This window comes from Glycocaulis abyssi (assembly GCF_041429775.1).
Lineage (GTDB): Bacteria > Pseudomonadota > Alphaproteobacteria > Caulobacterales > Maricaulaceae > Glycocaulis > Glycocaulis abyssi.
In genome coordinates, this window is sequence record NZ_CP163421.1 from 930178 (window position 1) to 945847 (window position 15670).

Here is a 15670-nt window from a genome sequence, read left to right on the forward strand (position 1 = left end):
AGTTCGCGATAAGCCCCTTAAGGAGCCCCATGACATTCTATCCCAATGAGCGCATCGGCCTTTTTATCGACGGTGCCAACCTCTATTCCGCAGCCCGCGCCCTCGATTTTGACATCGACTACCGCAAGCTACTCGAAGAATTCAGGAAGCGCGGCCGGCTGGTGCGGGCCAATTATTACACCGCGCTTCTGGAGAATGATGATTACACCCCAATCCGCCCCCTCGTCGACTGGCTGGATTATAACGGGTTCTCCATCGTCACGAAGGCGGCGCGCGAATATACCGACGAGCATGGCCGCCGCCGCATCAAGGGCGATATGGATGTCGAGATCGCCGTCGATATCTTTGAGGCGGCTGGCTATCTCGACCATATCCTGCTGTTCTCCGGTGATGGCGATTTCCGCAAAGTGGTCGAGGCCGTGCAGCGCAGAGGCGTGCGGGTTTCGGTCGTGTCCACGCTGAAATCCCAGCCGCCCATGATCGCCGACGATCTGCGCCGTCAGGCCGACAATTTCATCGAGCTGGCCGAGCTTGGCCGTCTTGTTGGCCGCGAGCGCCGCGCCCGCGAAGACTTCGTACCGCCAACCGCCGGCGATGACGATGAAGCATAGCGTCCCGGCCGAGCCGCAACCCGATTGCCCGCTCTGTCCGCGCCTTGTCGCCTACCGGCAGGAAAACGCCCGTCAGGAGCCGGGCTGGTTCAACGGTGCCGTACCCTCCTTCGGTGACGCCAACGCGCGCCTGCTGATCGTAGGGCTGGCGCCGGGGCGTACAGGGGCGAACCGCACCGCCCGGCCGTTCACCGGCGACTGGGCGGGCGATCTGCTCTACGCGACCATTGATGCCTATGGCTTTTCAAAAGGCACCTATAAGGCCGACCCAGCTGATGGCCTGACCCTGCACGATGCGATGATCACCAATGCCGTGCGCTGCGCGCCGCCGCAGAACAAGCCGGTGGGCAAGGAAATGGCCAATTGCCGCCCCTTCCTGGCCGCGCGCATCGCGGCCTTGCCCAGGCTGAAAGTGGTGATCGCTCTGGGGCGTATCGCGCATGAGAACACGCTGCGCGCGCTGGGCCAGCGTCCAGCGGGTTTCAAGTTTGCCCACGGGGCGGAGCATGAGGTGGAAGGCCCGCAAGGCCCCCTCACCCTGATCGATAGCTATCACTGCTCACGCTACAACACGAACACGGGCCGGCTGACAGAGCCCATGTTCCATGCTGTGTTCGAGAAGGCCAAAGCGCGGCTTTAGCCGAAATCTTTCATCAGGCGGGCCTTGGAGCGGTTCCACTCACGCTCCTTGATGGTTTCGCGCTTGTCGATGGTCTTCTTGCCCTTGGCGAGGCCAATCAGGAGCTTGGCGAGACCCCGGTCGTTGAAATAGAGCCGCAAGGGGATGATCGTGCGTCCCTCACGCTGCACCGCGCCGGCCAGCTGGGCCATCTGCTTCTTGTGGAGCAGCAGCTTGCGATGACGGCGCGGCTCGTGATTGAAGCGATTGCCGCCCTCGTAAGGGGGAAAATCGGCATTGATCAGGTAGAGCGCGCCATCGCGCTCCACGCTGACATAGGCTTCGGCAATATTCGCCCGGCCCTGACGCAGGGATTTCACCTCGGTGCCGACCAGCATCAGGCCAGCTTCCATCGTGTCCTCGATCTCGTAATCGAAGCGCGCACGCCGGTTGACGGCGATAAGCCCGTTATCGTCGCTCTTGCTCATATCAGCGACAACTCTTCCATCACCGACCTGATCCGCGCCTTCACCGCGTCCGGGCATGCCACCAGCGGCAGACGCACTTCGGCTGAGCACAGGCCCAGCAGGCTCGCGGCGTATTTCGCAGGTGACGGGCTGGAATAGGCGAACAACACCTCATGGAGCGGTTGCAGACGGTCATTAAGCGCGCGCGCCTCGTCCCAGCGCCCGTCCAGTGTTGCGTTCTGGAACGCCGCGCACAGCGCCGGTGCCACATTCGAGGACACCGAGATCACGCCCACGCCGCCATGCGCGTTATAGCCCAGAGCCGAGGCATCCTCGCCGGATAGCTGGATGAACTCGTTGCCAATGGCGCGGCGATGCTGCGTCATGCGGGCAATATCGCCCGTCGCGTCCTTGACCCCGATAATGTTCGGGTGCTTCGCGATGCGGGCCATGGTCTCGGCGGAGATATCCACGATCGACCGGCCGGGCACATTGTAGACAAAGAGCGGAATTTCCACCGCATCGGCGATGGCGAGATAGTGCGCCGCCAGCCCCTCCTGCGAAGGCTTGTTGTAATAGGGTGCCGCAACCAGCACTGCGTCCGCGCCCGCAGCCTTGGCATAGCGGGCCAGCTCGATGGCGTGGGCGGTGTTGTTGGAGCCAGCGCCCGCGATCACCGGAACCCGGCCTGCCGCCGTGGCGATGACAGTTTCAACGACACGACGGTGCTCTTCCATCGACAAGGTGACGCACTCGCCCGTGGTGCCGACCGGAACCAGCCCATGGGTTCCCGCCTTTATCTGGTGCTCGACCACGCGTTTCAGCGCGGCGGTATCGACCTGGCCGTTGCTGAAAGGGGTGATGAGTGCCGTAAAAGAGCCGCGGAACATGGTTTGCATTGCCTTGTGAGAAGAGTGCGCCTGCGCAAATGGGCGCGGACCATATCGATTGCAACACCGCGCGCCAAGACGCTGCAATCGCTGTGGACAGTGCACGCGCGTTGGACGAGTCTGTAGATCTGCCTGCCGTCAGGAGTTTGCCCCCATGCTGTTGCGTGCCGCCCTGCTCGCCCTGTCAGTGTCCATGCTGAGCGCGCCCGCGCTTGGCGATGTGCCCGTGCCGCGGCTCAAACCGCCTATGGCCAACCATTCGGCGATCCTCAACGATGCTGATTTCGACCTTTTGCGCCGGGGCCTGCGCGCCGCTGATGCGGGCGACTGGACCTTCGTGCGCGAGGCACGCTTCAACATCTCCCACCCTGTCGCGCAGAACCTCCTGCTCTGGCGCATCGCGTCGGCTGACCCGCGCGCGATCTTCTCCGAGCTGCATATGGCGCTGGAAGCGCTGGATGGCTGGCCGCGTCAGGCGGCCATACAGCGTGAGGCGGAATGGAAGCTCGCAGAAGCGGGCATGGGGCCAGACCTGACCGCAGGCTGGTTTGCCCGGCGCGATCCATTGACCGGCGAGGGCCGGATTGCCTGGGGCGAGGCGCTTATCGCCCTGGGCCGCGTTGACGAGGGCCGCGAGCAGATACGAGAAGCATGGCGGACCCAATCCCTGCGCCAGACCCATCAAAGCCGCGTGCTGCGCGAGCATGGCAGCGTTCTGACCGCCGCCGACCACGCCGAGCGCGTGGACTTCCTGCTCTGGGCCGGTCAGCGCAGCCTGGCCAGCGCCCTGCTGCCTCAACTGGCTGCCGGTGAACGCCGTCTTGCCGATGCGCGCATCCGGCTGGCCGCGCGGGGCAGCGGTGTCGACGGCGCGGTAAATGCCGTACCGTCCAGCCTGCAAAATGATCCGGGTCTGGTGTTCGAGCGCACGCGCTGGCGGCGGCGGGCGGGCAATGCCGATGGCGCGCTGCAGCTGGCACTGGAGCTGCCGGATGCCCACACCAACACCGTTGCACTGGAATCGATGTGGACCGAACGCAAGCTGATCATCCTTGATCTGATGCGCTCCAACGATCACGCAACCGCCTACCGGCTGGCAGCCTCCAACGGGATGACCGCTGGCGTGGCATTCGCCGATGCGGAGTTTCTCGCTGGCTGGCTGGCGCTGGTGCACCTGAACCAGCCGGAGGATGCTCTGGCCCATTTCAACCGGCTGGAAGCAGGCGTGACCACGCCGGTTTCCCTTGGCCGCGCAAAATACTGGCAGGGACGCGCCGCAGAGGCCGCTGGCAATGCCCTGCTCGCCCGCGAGCGCTTCATGGCCGCCGCCCAGCACGCCACCACCTATTACGGCCAGCTGGCCATTCTGGCGCTCGGCGGCGCGGCAGCCGAGCTCGACCTGCCTGCCGATCCGGTCATCAGTGAAGCTGACCGCGCCGCCTTCAATGAGCGCGATCAGGTTCTGGCCCTGCGGATGCTGGGTGAGCTGAACCAGACCTTCCTGTTCCGCACCTTTGCCGCCCATCTGGAGGGCCGCATGGAGACACCGGCAGAGCAGGCCATGCTGGCCGATATCGCGCTGGACCATTTGCGCCTGCGCGAGTCCGTGCGCGCGGCCAAGGCTGGCCGCATGCAGGGCATGATCCTGGCCGAACGCGCCTACCCGGTCATTGATGTGCCGTCCAATGCGCCGGTGATGGCCGACCCCTCCCTGACCCTTTCGGTCATCCGGCAGGAAACCGAATTTGATGCGCGCGCCGTCAGCGGCGCTGGCGCGCGCGGCATGATGCAGATGATGCCCGCCACCGCCCGCCAGACGGCACGTCAGCTCGGCCTGCCGTATGAGTTTGAGTGGCTGACCGATGACCCCGACTACAATATGCGCCTTGGCATGGCCCATCTGCAGGAGGTGGTCGACAATTATGACGGCTCACTCGTCATGGCGCTGGCCGCCTATAATGCCGGCGGCGGGCGCGTGCGCCGCTGGGTGCAGGAATATGGCGATCCGCGCTATGGCGCGATTGATCCGATCGACTGGGTGGAGAGCCTGCCGTTTGCCGAAACGCGCAATTATGTGCAGCGCGTGATCGAGAATCTGCAGGTCTACCGCGCCCGCCGGGCCGGTCACACCGCCGTGCCGCTGGAAATCGAGCGCGACATGGTGGGAGCGGGCGCGGGCCTGCGCCGCATCCTGCCGCATCTCAGCGACGAGCAGCTGGCCGAGATCGAGGCCGCCGATGCCGCCGCCCGCGAAGAGCTGGGCATGGCACCACTACCGGATGCGGACGACGAGGACGGCGGGAGTTAGCGGGGCTTTCCCTGATCCTCCGAGCGCCACTGTGCCCCAAAGGATGAGGGAAAAGCGCCACATGCCCTCATCCTGAGGGGCTTCGTCAGAAGCCGTCTCGAAGGACGAGGGCTAGCCCCCTATCGCCTTTGCAAACACCGCCGCATCCACATTGCCACCCGTGGCGACAATCACGGTCGTCTTGCCCTTCTCGTCGATCTTCCCTGAAAGCACGGCGGCCAGCGCACACGCGCCACCCGGCTCGATGACGAGCTTCAGATGTTGCCAGGCAAAGGCGACCGCTTGCATCGCTTCATCATCGCTGACGACGCCAATCCCTTTGAGGCGGGGCTGGTTGATAGAAAAGGTCATCTCGCCGGGTGCTTCCGACAGGAGCGCATCCTGCAACGATCCGGAGCTTTTCGTGTTGCGCTCACGCTGGCCTGAAACCAGCGAGCGGGCATGGTCGTCAAAGCCTTCCGGCTCCGCGCCATAAACGGCGATTTCCGGCGCACGTTCAGCGAGCGCCAGATTGATCCCGGCAATCAGCCCGCCCCCGCCGACGCAGCAGACGAGCTGGTCTGCTGTCTCACCACGCTCTTCCAGCTGCTGGACGATTTCCAGCCCGCACGTGCCCTGCCCGGCTATGACGCCAAAATGGTCAAAGGACGGGATCAGCGTGGCCCCTGTCTCCTCGCACAGCTGCCGGGAGATGGCTTCACGGTCTTCGCTGGCGCGATCATAGGTGATGACCTTTCCGCCTCGCGCGCGCACGCCCTCGGCCTTTATGGCCGGTGCGTCGGCCGGCATCACGATGGTGGCCCGAATGCCCCACATCTGCGCTGCCTCGGCCACCCCTTGCGCATGATTGCCTGAGGAGAACGCCACGACGCCGCGAACACGATCAGCCAATGTCATCAGCGCGAGCGCGTTATAGGCCCCGCGGAACTTGAACGAGCCGGTGCGCTGCAGGCACTCGGCCTTTATCAGCACACGCCCGCCCACAGCCTCATCCAGCGCCGGGCTCCACAGCAAGGGCGTCCTGACCGCCAGCCCTTTGAGGCGGGTGGCGGCGTCCATGACGTCGTTGAAGCCTGGTAGGTGCATGCTCTCTCCTCCGCGCACTGGCCGCTTGCTGCATCACGGCCATATCTCCTGCAAGCAAGTTGCGCAAAAGGTATTGCATCGCAGCGCGGGCGCGCCTTTGATAACGCCAACTTCAAACAACGGGCTAGGCAGGCGGGCAAAATGCGCTGCCCTGTGAATGGCCGGTTACATCCAAGCGGGAGGACAAACGCCATGTTGCGTGGACAGATGATGAATCGCCAGCTGATGATTTCTGGCATTCTACAGCATGCGGCCGACAATCACGGGGGCCGCGAGATCGTGAGCCGCCTGCCCGATACCGGCGAGATTCACCGCTATGGCTGGAAAGACTGCCACGCCCGCTCCAAACGCCTCGCCAACGTGCTGACAGGCCCTCTGAAAGTGAAATCCGGCGACCGGGTGTCCACCATTGCCTGGAATACGCACCGCCATCTGGAGCTTTATTACGCGGTTTCCGGCGTCGGCGCCGTCATCCATACGGTCAATCCGCGCCTTGCGCCCGACCAGATCGCCTGGATGCTCGACCACGCCAAGGCCAAGCATGTCTTCTTCGATGTGTCATTCGCGCCAATCATCGATGCCATCGCGAAAAAGTGCAAAACCGTCAAACGCTTCATCGTGATGACGGACAGCGCACACGCACCAAAAATGGCGACGAAGTGCGAGGCTTACGAAGACCTGCTGAGCAGCGCCTCGCCGGAGTATGACTGGCCGGAGTTCGACGAGAATCTCGCCGCCGGCCTGTGCTACACCTCCGGCACGACAGGCGATCCCAAGGGCGCGCTCTATTCCCACCGCTCCACCGTGCTGCACGCCATGGCGTGCCTGGGACAGGACGTGCTGGGCGTCGGCTCGCGCGGCACGATCATGCCGGTGGTCCCGATGTTCCACGTCAATGCCTGGGGTGTGCCGTATGCGACGGCCATGGGCGGCGGCAAGCTGGTCATGCCCGGCGCGCAGCTGGACGGTAAATCGCTTCAGGAACTGATCGAGGGCGAGCAGGTTACCCAGGTGCTCGGCGTGCCGACCGTCTGGCTCGGCCTGCTGCAGTATCTGCGCGAGAGCGGCAAGCGCATCGACAGCGTGGAGAACGTACTGATGGGCGGCTCTGCCATGCCTGAAGCGCTCCTGCGCGCCTATGAGGGCGAGTATGGCGTCGACATGCAGCAGGGCTGGGGCATGACCGAGATGAGCCCGCTGGGCACGGTCGGAAAGCTGCTGCCCAAGCATGATGACCTGTCTGATGACGAGAAGATCAAGATCAAGCTGAAACAGGGCCGGCTGATCTATGGCGTGGAAATGCGCGCCGTGGACGATGACGGGAATGTGCTGCCGCGCGATGGCAAGTCCTCGGGCCATATCCAGGTGCGCGGCCCCTGGATCATCGATGCCTATTTCCGCGGCGCGGGCGCTGAAGCCTTCACCGATGATGGCTGGTTCCGCACCGGCGATGTCGGCTATCTCGACGAGGATGGCTACATGACCATTACTGATCGCTCCAAGGACGTCATCAAGTCCGGCGGCGAATGGATCAGCTCCATTGATCTTGAGAATGTCGCCATGGGCCACCCCGACGTGATGATGGCAGCCGCTGTCGGCATGCCGCACCCCAAATGGCAGGAGCGCCCGCTACTGGTCATCCAGCCCAAGCCGCACACCACGCCGACCGCCGAGGCCATTCAGGAATTCCTCGCCGAACGCCTGCCCAAATGGTGGGTGCCGGACGGGATCGAGTTCATCGACGAGATGCCGCTTGGCGCGACGGGCAAAATCCTGAAAACCCGCCTGCGGGAAATCTACAAGGACTATCAATTCCCCGACGCGGGGTAGGTCTGCCCTACTCTCGTCATTCCGGGCGAGTGTTTTCCTCCCCCGTTTACGGGGGAGGTGGTCCGAAGGACCGGAGGGGGGAAATCTTTCTCAACAATCCCCCCCTCGCCGCTTCGCGGCACTCCCCCCGTTCACGGGGGGAGAAAACTCGTGGGCCCACGGCACCGCCTCAGCAATATTACCAACCTGTCACTTGCGGTCTCCGCGAAACACACTACCTTTATCGAAAATCGATAAAAGGAGCCCGCAAATGGAAATCCTCATTCTTCTACTGGTTGGTCACTTCCTGCCCACGATCATTGCCGTCGCGCGTGGTCATCACAATGGTTTCGCCATCTTCCTGACGAACCTGCTGCTCGGCTGGACGCTGATCGGCTGGGTGGTGGCGCTGATCTGGTCGACCACCGCCGTCCAGCGCCGCGCCACCATCATCAATGCATGACTACTCGGCAGGCTTGACCGGTACCCCGGCCCTCGCCGCCTGCGTTGGCGGCACTATCGGCCGGGCCTTGCTCTCAATGGCCGTCATCGGCGCATAGCGCAGCACCAGGAAAGCGGTAATGGCCCCAGCCAGCACGTTGGCCAGCGCATAGCCGCTGATCATGCCTACCGGCCCAAACTGCATCGCCCCAAGCCAGACCAGCGGCACCAATAGCGCGAAACAGCGCATCAGATTGACCCCCACCCCCAGCAGCGGACGGCCAAGCCCGTTAAATCCGGCGGCAGCGGCCATGGCGATGCCATAGCCGCCCATGGTCACCGGCGCGATCCACCAGGTCAGGCGGGCCATGGCCTGCGCTTCCTCTGACGGAAGGAACAGCCAGGATAGCGGATAGGCCAGCACCGCCAGCACCGCTGCCATCGCCACGCCCCAGCCTGCACAGAACAGGAAGGCGGAGCGGAAGGCTTCGCGCACGCGGGCCACATGACCGGCGCCGCCATTCTGGCCGGTAATGGGACCAATCGAACCGGAAAGCGCGAATAGCGGTATCAGGGCCAGCGCTTCCAGCCGCGGCCACGCCAAATCCGGCCACCACCGGCTCGCCAAACTGCGCAGCGGCGGCAAACACCATCGTCATCGCCATCGGGTTGATCATGTTGGAGCCAGCGGCGGGCGCACCGATGCGCGCGATCTCGCCCCAGTTCCAGGCGATCTCGGAAAAGCCCGGCCATGACAGATCCATGATCTTCTCGCGGAAAATCATGATCCCCATAGCCACCACGAATACGACCAGGTTGGAGATCAGCGTCGCCAGCGCCGCACCCTGAACTTCCATCGCCGGTATCGGCCCCAGACCGAAGATCAGGATCGGATCGAGGATCATGTTCAGCGCGGCCGCGATGATCATGATGATGCTGGGCAGGATCGCATCGCCAAGCGCACGCAGGATATTGCTGGCAATCATCGGGCCGACCATGAAGATGATGCCGGCAAACCAGATGACCATGTATTCGCGCACGAAGGGCATCATCGCCTCGCTCGCGCCCATCAGCCGGAAAAGCGGATCGATCAGGGCAATGCCGATGGCCGAGGTGATGGCGGTAATGACAAGCGCCAGAAGCACGGCGTCGGTCGCGACGCGTTTGGTCCGCTCGCCATCGCCGCGTCCGGCGGCGCGCGCCACCACCGATACCGCCCCCGCCCCCAGGCCGATGGCGATACTCATTACCGCCATGGAGACAGGAAACACGAACTGCACGGCGGCCTGCTGCACCGTACCCAGACGGCCGACCCAGTAGGCATCGACAATGCCGACCATCATCATGGCCACAATGCCAAAGCTCATCGGGATGACCATCCGCATGAGATGCCCGAAGACCGGGCCCTGCGTCAGGTCGCGGGCATTGCGTTTTTGAGCCATGAAGGGAGAACCGGCCTTTTAAGAATGGCTCTCACATTTAGGCGCGTCCGCCCTCTCCCGCCAGAGGCAGTTCGTGAATTCTTTTTCACGTCCTGTGGGTAAGGTCGAAACTGGCCATGCCGGCAAGGTTGACGATGTCGGATACCGGTGAGCCGAGCCGCGCGATCTGCACTGACTTTTCCAGCCCCACGAGCAGTCCTTCGATCACCGTGGCGCCGCCCGTCGCTTTCAAGAGGCGCGTGGCGATGGACGCGGAGTGAACCGCAGGCATGACCAGCACGTTGGCGGCACCCGACAGGCGCGAAAAGCTGTAGGCTTCATGGTGATCGGGGTTCAGGGCCACATCTGCGGCCATCTCGCCCTCATACTCGAAGTCCGCCCCGCGCGCGTCCAGCAGACGCACTGCGCTCTGGATCTTTTCGGTGCGGATCCCCGGCGGGTTGCCAAAGGTCGAGTAGGAGAGGAAGGCAACGCGCGGTGTCAGGCCCAGCTTGCGTGCAGCAGCAGCCGCACCGCATGCGATATCGGCCAGCTCTGGCGCTTCCGGAAACTCGGTGACATTGGTGTCGGCGATCACCAGCGTGCGGCCCCGGCTGATCGCCAGCGACAGGCCGATCAGCCGCCCGCCCGGCGCTTCATCCAGCACCAGCCGGATGTCCGACAGCGTGTTGGTAAAGTGGCGCGTCACGCCCGTCACCATGCCGTCCGCATCCCCAAAGCGCAGCATGCAGGCGGAGAAGACATTGCGGTCATTATTGACGAGACGCTGCACGTCCCGGCGCAGATAGCCCCGGCGCTGCATGCGCTCATAGAGGAAATCCACATAGTCGGGATTCTGGTCCGACAGGCGTGCGTTCCAGATTTCCAGCGAGCCGGGATCAATGCCCAGCTCCTTCATATTGGCCTCGGCAATTTTCTCGCGTGCCACCAATACCGGCGTGCCCAGCCCCTGCGCCTGGAAGGCGGCCGCCGCGCGGATCACGCTTGGCTCCTCGCCCTCTGCAAACACGATACGCTTGGGTTCGGCCTTGATGACCTCGGTAATATGCTGTTGCAGGGCAGCGGTCGGGTCCAGCCTGCGGGCCAGCCGCGCGCGATAGCCTGAACCGGCCTCCGGCATGGGCAGGCGGGCCACACCGCTATCCACCGCCGCCTTTGCCACATAAGGCGGCACAAACGAAATCAGGCGCGGATCGAAGGGCGACGGGATGATGTAGTTGCGCCCGAAACTGAGGCGGGCGGAGCGATTGGCGCGCGCCACCTCATCTGGCACATCAGTGCGGGCAAGATCGGCCAGCGCGCGGGCAGCCGCCAGCTTCATCTCCTCATTGATCGTGGTCGCGCGCACATCCAGCGCGCCACGGAATATGTAAGGAAAGCCCAGTACATTATTGACCTGATTGGGGAAATCAGATCGCCCGGTTGCGATGATGGCGTCCGAGCGCACCGCCTTGATCTCGTCGGGCATGATCTCCGGCGTCGGATTGGCCATGGCGAAAATGATCGGATCGGCGGCCATGGACTTGACCATCGCCTGACTGACAATGCCGCCTGCCGACAGGCCCAGCATCACATCAGCGTCCACCATCGCCTCGTCCAGCGTGCGCAGATCAGTCTTGCGCGCATGGGCGGCCAGACGGGGATGCAGATCGTTCCGGCCCGTATGCACCACCCCCTTCACGTCAATGATCGTGACATTGTCGTGTTGCACGCCCAGCGATTTCACCAGCTCCAGAACCGACAGGCCCGCCGCCCCTGCCCCGATCAGCACCAGCTTCACGTCTTCGAACTTGCGGTTGGTCAGGTGCAGCGCGTTCATCAGGCCAGCAGCCGCGATAATGGCGGTACCATGCTGGTCGTCATGGAACACCGGAATGGCTAGGCGCTCGCGCAATTGCGCTTCAATTTCAAAGCATTCCGGCGACTTTATGTCTTCAAGGTTTATGCCGCCAAAGCTGTCGCCGAACCCCGCCACGCAGTCGATGAATTTCTCCGGGTCCTCGTAATCAATCTCGATATCGAATGCGTCGATATCGGCAAAGCGCTTGAACAGGACCGCCTTGCCTTCCATCACCGGCTTGGAGGCTCGCGGCCCCAGATTGCCCAGCCCCAGAATGGCCGTGCCGTTGGACACGACCGCCACCATATTGCCCTTCGACGTGTAGTCATAAACCGCGTCAGGATCGGCCGCGATCGCGCGCACAGGTGCCGCCACACCGGGGCTGTAGGCCAGCGCCAGGTCGCGCTGCGTCGCCATCGGCTTGGTGGGTGCCAGCGCCAGCTTGCCGGGCGGATATTCGCGATGGAACGCTAGCGCATCCTCGTCGGTGCGCGACTGGGCCAGTTCGGCGGCGGTCTTTTCGGTCATCAGTCAGGTCCGGTGGCTGGATGCGTCGATCATGGTTACCTATCAGGCTATAGCCGCGCCAAAGGCCAAGGGCCATGGCCTATCTGTCACCGGCCCAGACGATTGAGCGTCAGCAGGCGTTCCTGCTCGCGCCCAAGGCTTTCCAGCGCAGCCGGAATTACCGCCAGCAGGTCTTCTGCCGTACCGCCCGGCGGCAGGTGATATCCCGCCTCGCCATGGAGGAAGGCGGCTGACCGCGCGGCCTGGAACGGCGCAATCCCTTGCGCCATGAGAGCGCCGATAATCCCGGCCAGCACATCACCGCTGCCTGCCGTGGCGAGGCGTCCGCTGGCGTGGATATTCACCGCCACGCGGCCATCCGGGTGCGCAATCACGGTGGCGGGGCCTTTCAGGAGTACGTTAGCTCCAGACTGTTGTGATCCGGCTCTGGCAGCCTCCAGCGGACTGGCGCTGGCGTCCAGAAGACCGGGGAAGAGCCGTTCGAACTCGCCAGTATGCGGCGTCAGCACGGCGCGATCATGCAAGGCAGCGAACAGCGCTTTCGGGTCATCAGCGAACACGCTCAGCGCATCGGCATCGAGCACGGCCTGAACGCCGGTAGAGAGGGCCGCCAGCACGCGCGCTTTGAGCGTCTCGTTGAGCCCGGCCCCCGGCCCGATCACAAGCGCACCGGGGCGGTGGAGGCTCAAGGTGTCGGCAAAGTCATCCTCGCGGATGGATTTCGTCATCACGGCGAGGCTGGCACTGGCTGCTTCCATCAGCGAAGCGGGCGGGCACAGCAGCGTGACCAGCCCTGCGCCTGCTTTAAGCCCCGCCATGGCGGAAAGGCGCGCAGCGCCGGTTGCGCCCGGCGGTCCTGCCAGCACGCACAGCCGTCCCTTGCCATGCTTGTGCACAGCGCGGTCATGCCCGGTATCCGGCAGGGTGATGCCCGGCAGCTGCACGATTTCGGGCAGAGCGCCTGCACCCTGCCGCCAACCATCCGGGATACCGATATCGACAACGATGATCTCACCGCAGGCGGCGCGCGCCGGGTGGAAGAGATGGGCGGGTTTCAGCCGGTGAAACGTGACCGTCAGATCGGCCTTTACGCAAGCCCCCTCAGAGCCGCTCTCATCGCCGTTCACGCCGCTGGGCACATCCACCGCCACAACCGCGCAATCGCGCTCAGCGAGGCTTCTGGACGCCTTTAAGGCCATGCCGTCCAGAAGCCTTGAAAGCCCCGCCCCGAACAGCGCATCAACGACCAGAGCGAAACGCTCCGTCTTGAATGAATCCAGTGACTTGACCGCACCCGTCCAGAGCCCCGCCATATGCGCGGCATCGCCCTTCAAAGCTGCGACGTCGCCGAGCGAGAAAACCGTCACCGGCCAGCCTGCGTCGCGGAGCAGGCGCGCGATGACATACCCGTCGCCGCCATTATTCCCCGGACCACATAGTATCGCCGCCGGACGCGGCGCCCACCGTGCCATGATGGCGTGCGCCACCCCTGCCCCCGCCCGCTCCATCAATGTCAGCGAGGCAACACCCTGGCGAACCGCAAACGCATCCGCCCGCGTCATCCCGGCACAGTCGAGCACTTCAGGCCCCGGCATGGTCGCTGCCATGTTTTTGAACATTCATGCCTCACTTGCGAGCAACCCTGCACCGGCCCGATCAGCCGTAACCAGATTAGCTTGAGGCGCAGCCCGCCTCGGCTATGCGTCTCTTCATCAAGGAGACCAGCTTCATGAAGAAGATCGAAGCGATCATAAAACCTTTCAAGCTCGATGATGTGAAGGAAGCCCTTCAGGAAATCGGCCTGCAGGGTCTGACCGTGACCGAGGCCAAGGGATTTGGCCGTCAGAAAGGCCATACCGAGCTCTATCGGGGCGCGGAATACGTGGTCGATTTCCTGCCGAAGATAAAGATCGAGCTGGTGATCCCCGATGGCCGCGTGGATGCCGCCGTGGAGGCCATCCAGAACGCGGCGCAGACCGGGCGGATCGGTGATGGCAAGATATTCATCATGCCCGTGGAGACCGCGATCCGCATCCGTACCGGCGAAACCGGCGACAACGCGCTCTAGGACGGGCGCTCGGCTTTTCACTCATCTCCTGGCGTTCAACCGCCCGCAACACTGAAACGAGGACGACATGTCAGACGCGATCCTGAAGAAGATCAAGGACGAGAATATCGAGTATGTGGACCTGCGCTTTACCGACACGCGCGGCAAGCTGCAGCACGTCACCTTCGACAAGTCGATGGTCGATGCCGATTTCTTCGAGGACGGCCAGATGTTCGACGGCTCGTCGATCAATGGCTGGAAGGCGATCAACGAGTCCGACATGGTGCTCAAGCCCGACACGGCGAGCGCCTATGTCGATCCGTTCTTCCAGGAGCCGACCCTGGCGGTGTTTTGCGACATCTACGATCCCATCTCCGGCGAGCCCTATAACCGCGATCCGCGTACGACGGCGAAAAAGGCCGAGACCTATATGGCCGCCGCTGGCGTAGGCGACACCGCCTATTTCGGCCCCGAAGCCGAGTTCTTCGTCTTTGACGATGTGCGCTGGAAAACCGCTCAGAACGAGACCGGCTATGTGCTGGACTCCGAGGAAGGCCCCTATAATTCCGGCACCATGATGGAAGGCGGCAATCTGGGCCACCGCCCCGGCCCGAAGGGTGGCTACTTCCCGGTTCCGCCGATCGATTCCGCGCAGGACATGCGCACCGAAATGCTTGCCGTCATGCGCGAGCTGGGCCTGGAGCCGGAAAAGCACCACCACGAAGTGGCGCCGAGTCAGCACGAGCTGGGGATGAAATTCTCCACCCTGCTGAACATGGCCGACCGCATGCAGCTCTATAAGTACATCGTCCACAACGTGGCCGCGTCCTACGGCAAGACGGCCACCTTCATGCCCAAGCCTGTCTACGCCGATAACGGCTCGGGCATGCACGTGCACCAGTCGATCTGGAAGGACGGCAAGCCGATGTTTGCCGGTGACAAATACGCCGACCTCTCCGAAATGTGCCTCTACTACATCGGCGGCATCATCAAGCACGCCCGCGCCATCAACGCCTTCGCCAACCCGACCACCAACTCCTACAAGCGTCTGGTACCGGGCTTTGAGGCACCCGTGCTGCTCGCCTATTCGGCGCGCAACCGCTCGGCCTCCATCCGTATCCCGTATGTCGGCTCGCCCAAGGGCAAGCGCATCGAAGCGCGCTTCCCGGATCCGGCCGGCAATCCCTACCTCACCTTCACGGCCCTGCTGATGGCCGGTCTTGATGGCATCGCCAACAAGATCCACCCCGGCGACGCCATGGACAAGGATCTCTACGACCTGCCGCCTGAAGAGCTCAAAGACATCCCGACCGTCAGCCGCAATCTGCGCGAGGCGCTCGAAAACCTCGATGCGGACCGCGCCTTCCTGAAAAAGGGCGGCGTCATGGATGACGATCAGATCGACGCTTATATCGACCTTAAAATGGAAGAGGTCAGCCGGATCGAGCACCACCCTCACCCGGTCGAGTTCGAGCTCTACTACAAGGTCTAGGCTATCCGCCACGAGGGTCAGGCAATCTGCCTTGCCAGCGCATCAGGCCCGCCGGTTCTCCGGCGGGCCTTTTCGTGACTGTGATCGGAA

The 15670-nt window shown here is 63.5% G+C and carries 13 protein-coding genes and 1 pseudogene; 7 read left to right on the top strand and 7 right to left on the bottom strand.

Going from position 1 to position 15670, the window contains the following annotated elements; translation table 11 throughout:
* Positions 1-29: 29 nt before the first annotated feature.
* Together AB6B38_RS04610 and AB6B38_RS04615 are read left to right on the top strand one after the other, a co-directional pair.
* Complete coding sequence (locus AB6B38_RS04610) at positions 30-611, top strand: NYN domain-containing protein (protein WP_371394601.1); 582 nt, start codon at positions 30-32, stop codon at positions 609-611.
* A complete protein-coding gene (locus tag AB6B38_RS04615; RefSeq protein WP_371394602.1) occupies positions 601-1251 on the top strand; it encodes a uracil-DNA glycosylase in 651 nt (216 codons plus the stop codon). The genes AB6B38_RS04610 and AB6B38_RS04615 overlap by 11 nt, the downstream gene beginning before the upstream one ends.
* On the opposite strand, the gene smpB is transcribed toward AB6B38_RS04615, so the two are convergent.
* Together smpB and dapA are read right to left on the bottom strand one after the other, a co-directional pair.
* The gene (smpB, locus tag AB6B38_RS04620) at positions 1248-1718 is read right to left on the bottom strand and encodes an SsrA-binding protein SmpB (RefSeq protein WP_371394603.1); all 471 of its coding nucleotides are present in this window, start codon (positions 1716-1718) and stop codon (positions 1248-1250) included. The two genes, AB6B38_RS04615 and smpB, sit on opposite strands and share 4 nt — an antisense overlap.
* On the bottom strand, positions 1715-2587 hold the full coding sequence (gene dapA / locus AB6B38_RS04625) for a 4-hydroxy-tetrahydrodipicolinate synthase (RefSeq protein ID WP_371394604.1): 873 nt from the start codon (positions 2585-2587) through the stop codon (positions 1715-1717). Before dapA ends, smpB begins: the two co-directional genes overlap by 4 nt.
* Before the next feature lie 154 nt (positions 2588-2741).
* On the opposite strand from dapA, the gene AB6B38_RS04630 reads away from it, so the two are divergent.
* A complete protein-coding gene (locus AB6B38_RS04630; protein ID WP_371394605.1) occupies positions 2742-4895 on the top strand; it encodes a transglycosylase SLT domain-containing protein in 2154 nt (717 codons plus the stop codon).
* A gap of 111 nt (positions 4896-5006) precedes the next feature.
* On the opposite strand, the gene AB6B38_RS04635 is transcribed toward AB6B38_RS04630, so the two are convergent.
* On the bottom strand, positions 5007-5981 hold the full coding sequence (locus tag AB6B38_RS04635) for a threonine/serine dehydratase (RefSeq protein ID WP_371394606.1): 975 nt from the start codon (positions 5979-5981) through the stop codon (positions 5007-5009).
* 192 nt (positions 5982-6173) lie between these two features.
* On the opposite strand from AB6B38_RS04635, the gene AB6B38_RS04640 reads away from it, so the two are divergent.
* Together AB6B38_RS04640 and AB6B38_RS04645 are read left to right on the top strand one after the other, a co-directional pair.
* Positions 6174-7811 carry a long-chain-fatty-acid--CoA ligase gene (locus AB6B38_RS04640; protein WP_371394607.1) on the top strand — a complete coding sequence of 546 codons (1638 nt, stop codon included), beginning with the start codon at positions 6174-6176 and terminating at the stop codon, positions 7809-7811.
* Between the two features lie 250 nt (positions 7812-8061).
* Positions 8062-8253: a superinfection immunity protein gene (locus AB6B38_RS04645; RefSeq protein WP_371394608.1), complete on the top strand. Its 192-nt coding sequence runs from the start codon at positions 8062-8064 to the stop codon at positions 8251-8253.
* On the opposite strand, the gene AB6B38_RS04650 is transcribed toward AB6B38_RS04645, so the two are convergent.
* From AB6B38_RS04650 to AB6B38_RS04665, 4 genes and pseudogenes are all read right to left on the bottom strand, one after another.
* The gene (locus tag AB6B38_RS04650; RefSeq protein WP_371394609.1) at positions 8254-8877 is read right to left on the bottom strand and encodes an MATE family efflux transporter; all 624 of its coding nucleotides are present in this window, start codon (positions 8875-8877) and stop codon (positions 8254-8256) included.
* A gap of 301 nt (positions 8878-9178) precedes the next feature.
* Positions 9179-9673 (bottom strand): annotated as a pseudogene (locus AB6B38_RS04655) (MATE family efflux transporter); the annotation flags it as partial.
* An 85-nt stretch (positions 9674-9758) separates the two neighbouring features.
* A complete protein-coding gene (locus AB6B38_RS04660; RefSeq protein WP_371394610.1) occupies positions 9759-12041 on the bottom strand; it encodes an NADP-dependent malic enzyme in 2283 nt (760 codons plus the stop codon).
* 86 nt (positions 12042-12127) lie between these two features.
* A complete protein-coding gene (locus AB6B38_RS04665; protein ID WP_371394611.1) occupies positions 12128-13660 on the bottom strand; it encodes an NAD(P)H-hydrate dehydratase in 1533 nt (510 codons plus the stop codon).
* A 110-nt stretch (positions 13661-13770) separates the two neighbouring features.
* Between AB6B38_RS04665 and AB6B38_RS04670 the strand changes: the two genes are divergently transcribed.
* Both AB6B38_RS04670 and glnA read left to right on the top strand, forming a co-directional pair.
* Positions 13771-14109 (top strand): P-II family nitrogen regulator, encoded by a 339-nt coding sequence (locus AB6B38_RS04670; RefSeq protein ID WP_371394612.1) that lies wholly within the window; start codon positions 13771-13773, stop codon positions 14107-14109.
* Between the two features lie 67 nt (positions 14110-14176).
* Complete coding sequence (gene glnA, locus AB6B38_RS04675) at positions 14177-15580, top strand: type I glutamate--ammonia ligase (RefSeq protein WP_371394613.1); 1404 nt, start codon at positions 14177-14179, stop codon at positions 15578-15580.
* The last annotated feature ends 90 nt before the right edge of the window (positions 15581-15670 follow it).

Coding starts and splice junctions, on each gene's coding strand:
- AB6B38_RS04610 (WP_371394601.1), top strand. CDS start 30: ATGACATTCTATCCCAATGAGCGCATCGGCCTTTTTATCGACGGTGCC.
- AB6B38_RS04615 (WP_371394602.1), top strand. CDS start 601: ATGAAGCATAGCGTCCCGGCCGAGCCGCAACCCGATTGCCCGCTCTGT.
- smpB (WP_371394603.1), bottom strand. CDS start 1,718: ATGAGCAAGAGCGACGATAACGGGCTTATCGCCGTCAACCGGCGTGCG.
- dapA (WP_371394604.1), bottom strand. CDS start 2,587: ATGTTCCGCGGCTCTTTTACGGCACTCATCACCCCTTTCAGCAACGGC.
- AB6B38_RS04630 (WP_371394605.1), top strand. CDS start 2,742: ATGCTGTTGCGTGCCGCCCTGCTCGCCCTGTCAGTGTCCATGCTGAGC.
- AB6B38_RS04635 (WP_371394606.1), bottom strand. CDS start 5,981: ATGCACCTACCAGGCTTCAACGACGTCATGGACGCCGCCACCCGCCTC.
- AB6B38_RS04640 (WP_371394607.1), top strand. CDS start 6,174: ATGTTGCGTGGACAGATGATGAATCGCCAGCTGATGATTTCTGGCATT.
- AB6B38_RS04645 (WP_371394608.1), top strand. CDS start 8,062: ATGGAAATCCTCATTCTTCTACTGGTTGGTCACTTCCTGCCCACGATC.
- AB6B38_RS04660 (WP_371394610.1), bottom strand. CDS start 12,041: ATGACCGAAAAGACCGCCGCCGAACTGGCCCAGTCGCGCACCGACGAG.
- AB6B38_RS04665 (WP_371394611.1), bottom strand. CDS start 13,660: ATGTTCAAAAACATGGCAGCGACCATGCCGGGGCCTGAAGTGCTCGAC.
- AB6B38_RS04670 (WP_371394612.1), top strand. CDS start 13,771: ATGAAGAAGATCGAAGCGATCATAAAACCTTTCAAGCTCGATGATGTG.
- glnA (WP_371394613.1), top strand. CDS start 14,177: ATGTCAGACGCGATCCTGAAGAAGATCAAGGACGAGAATATCGAGTAT.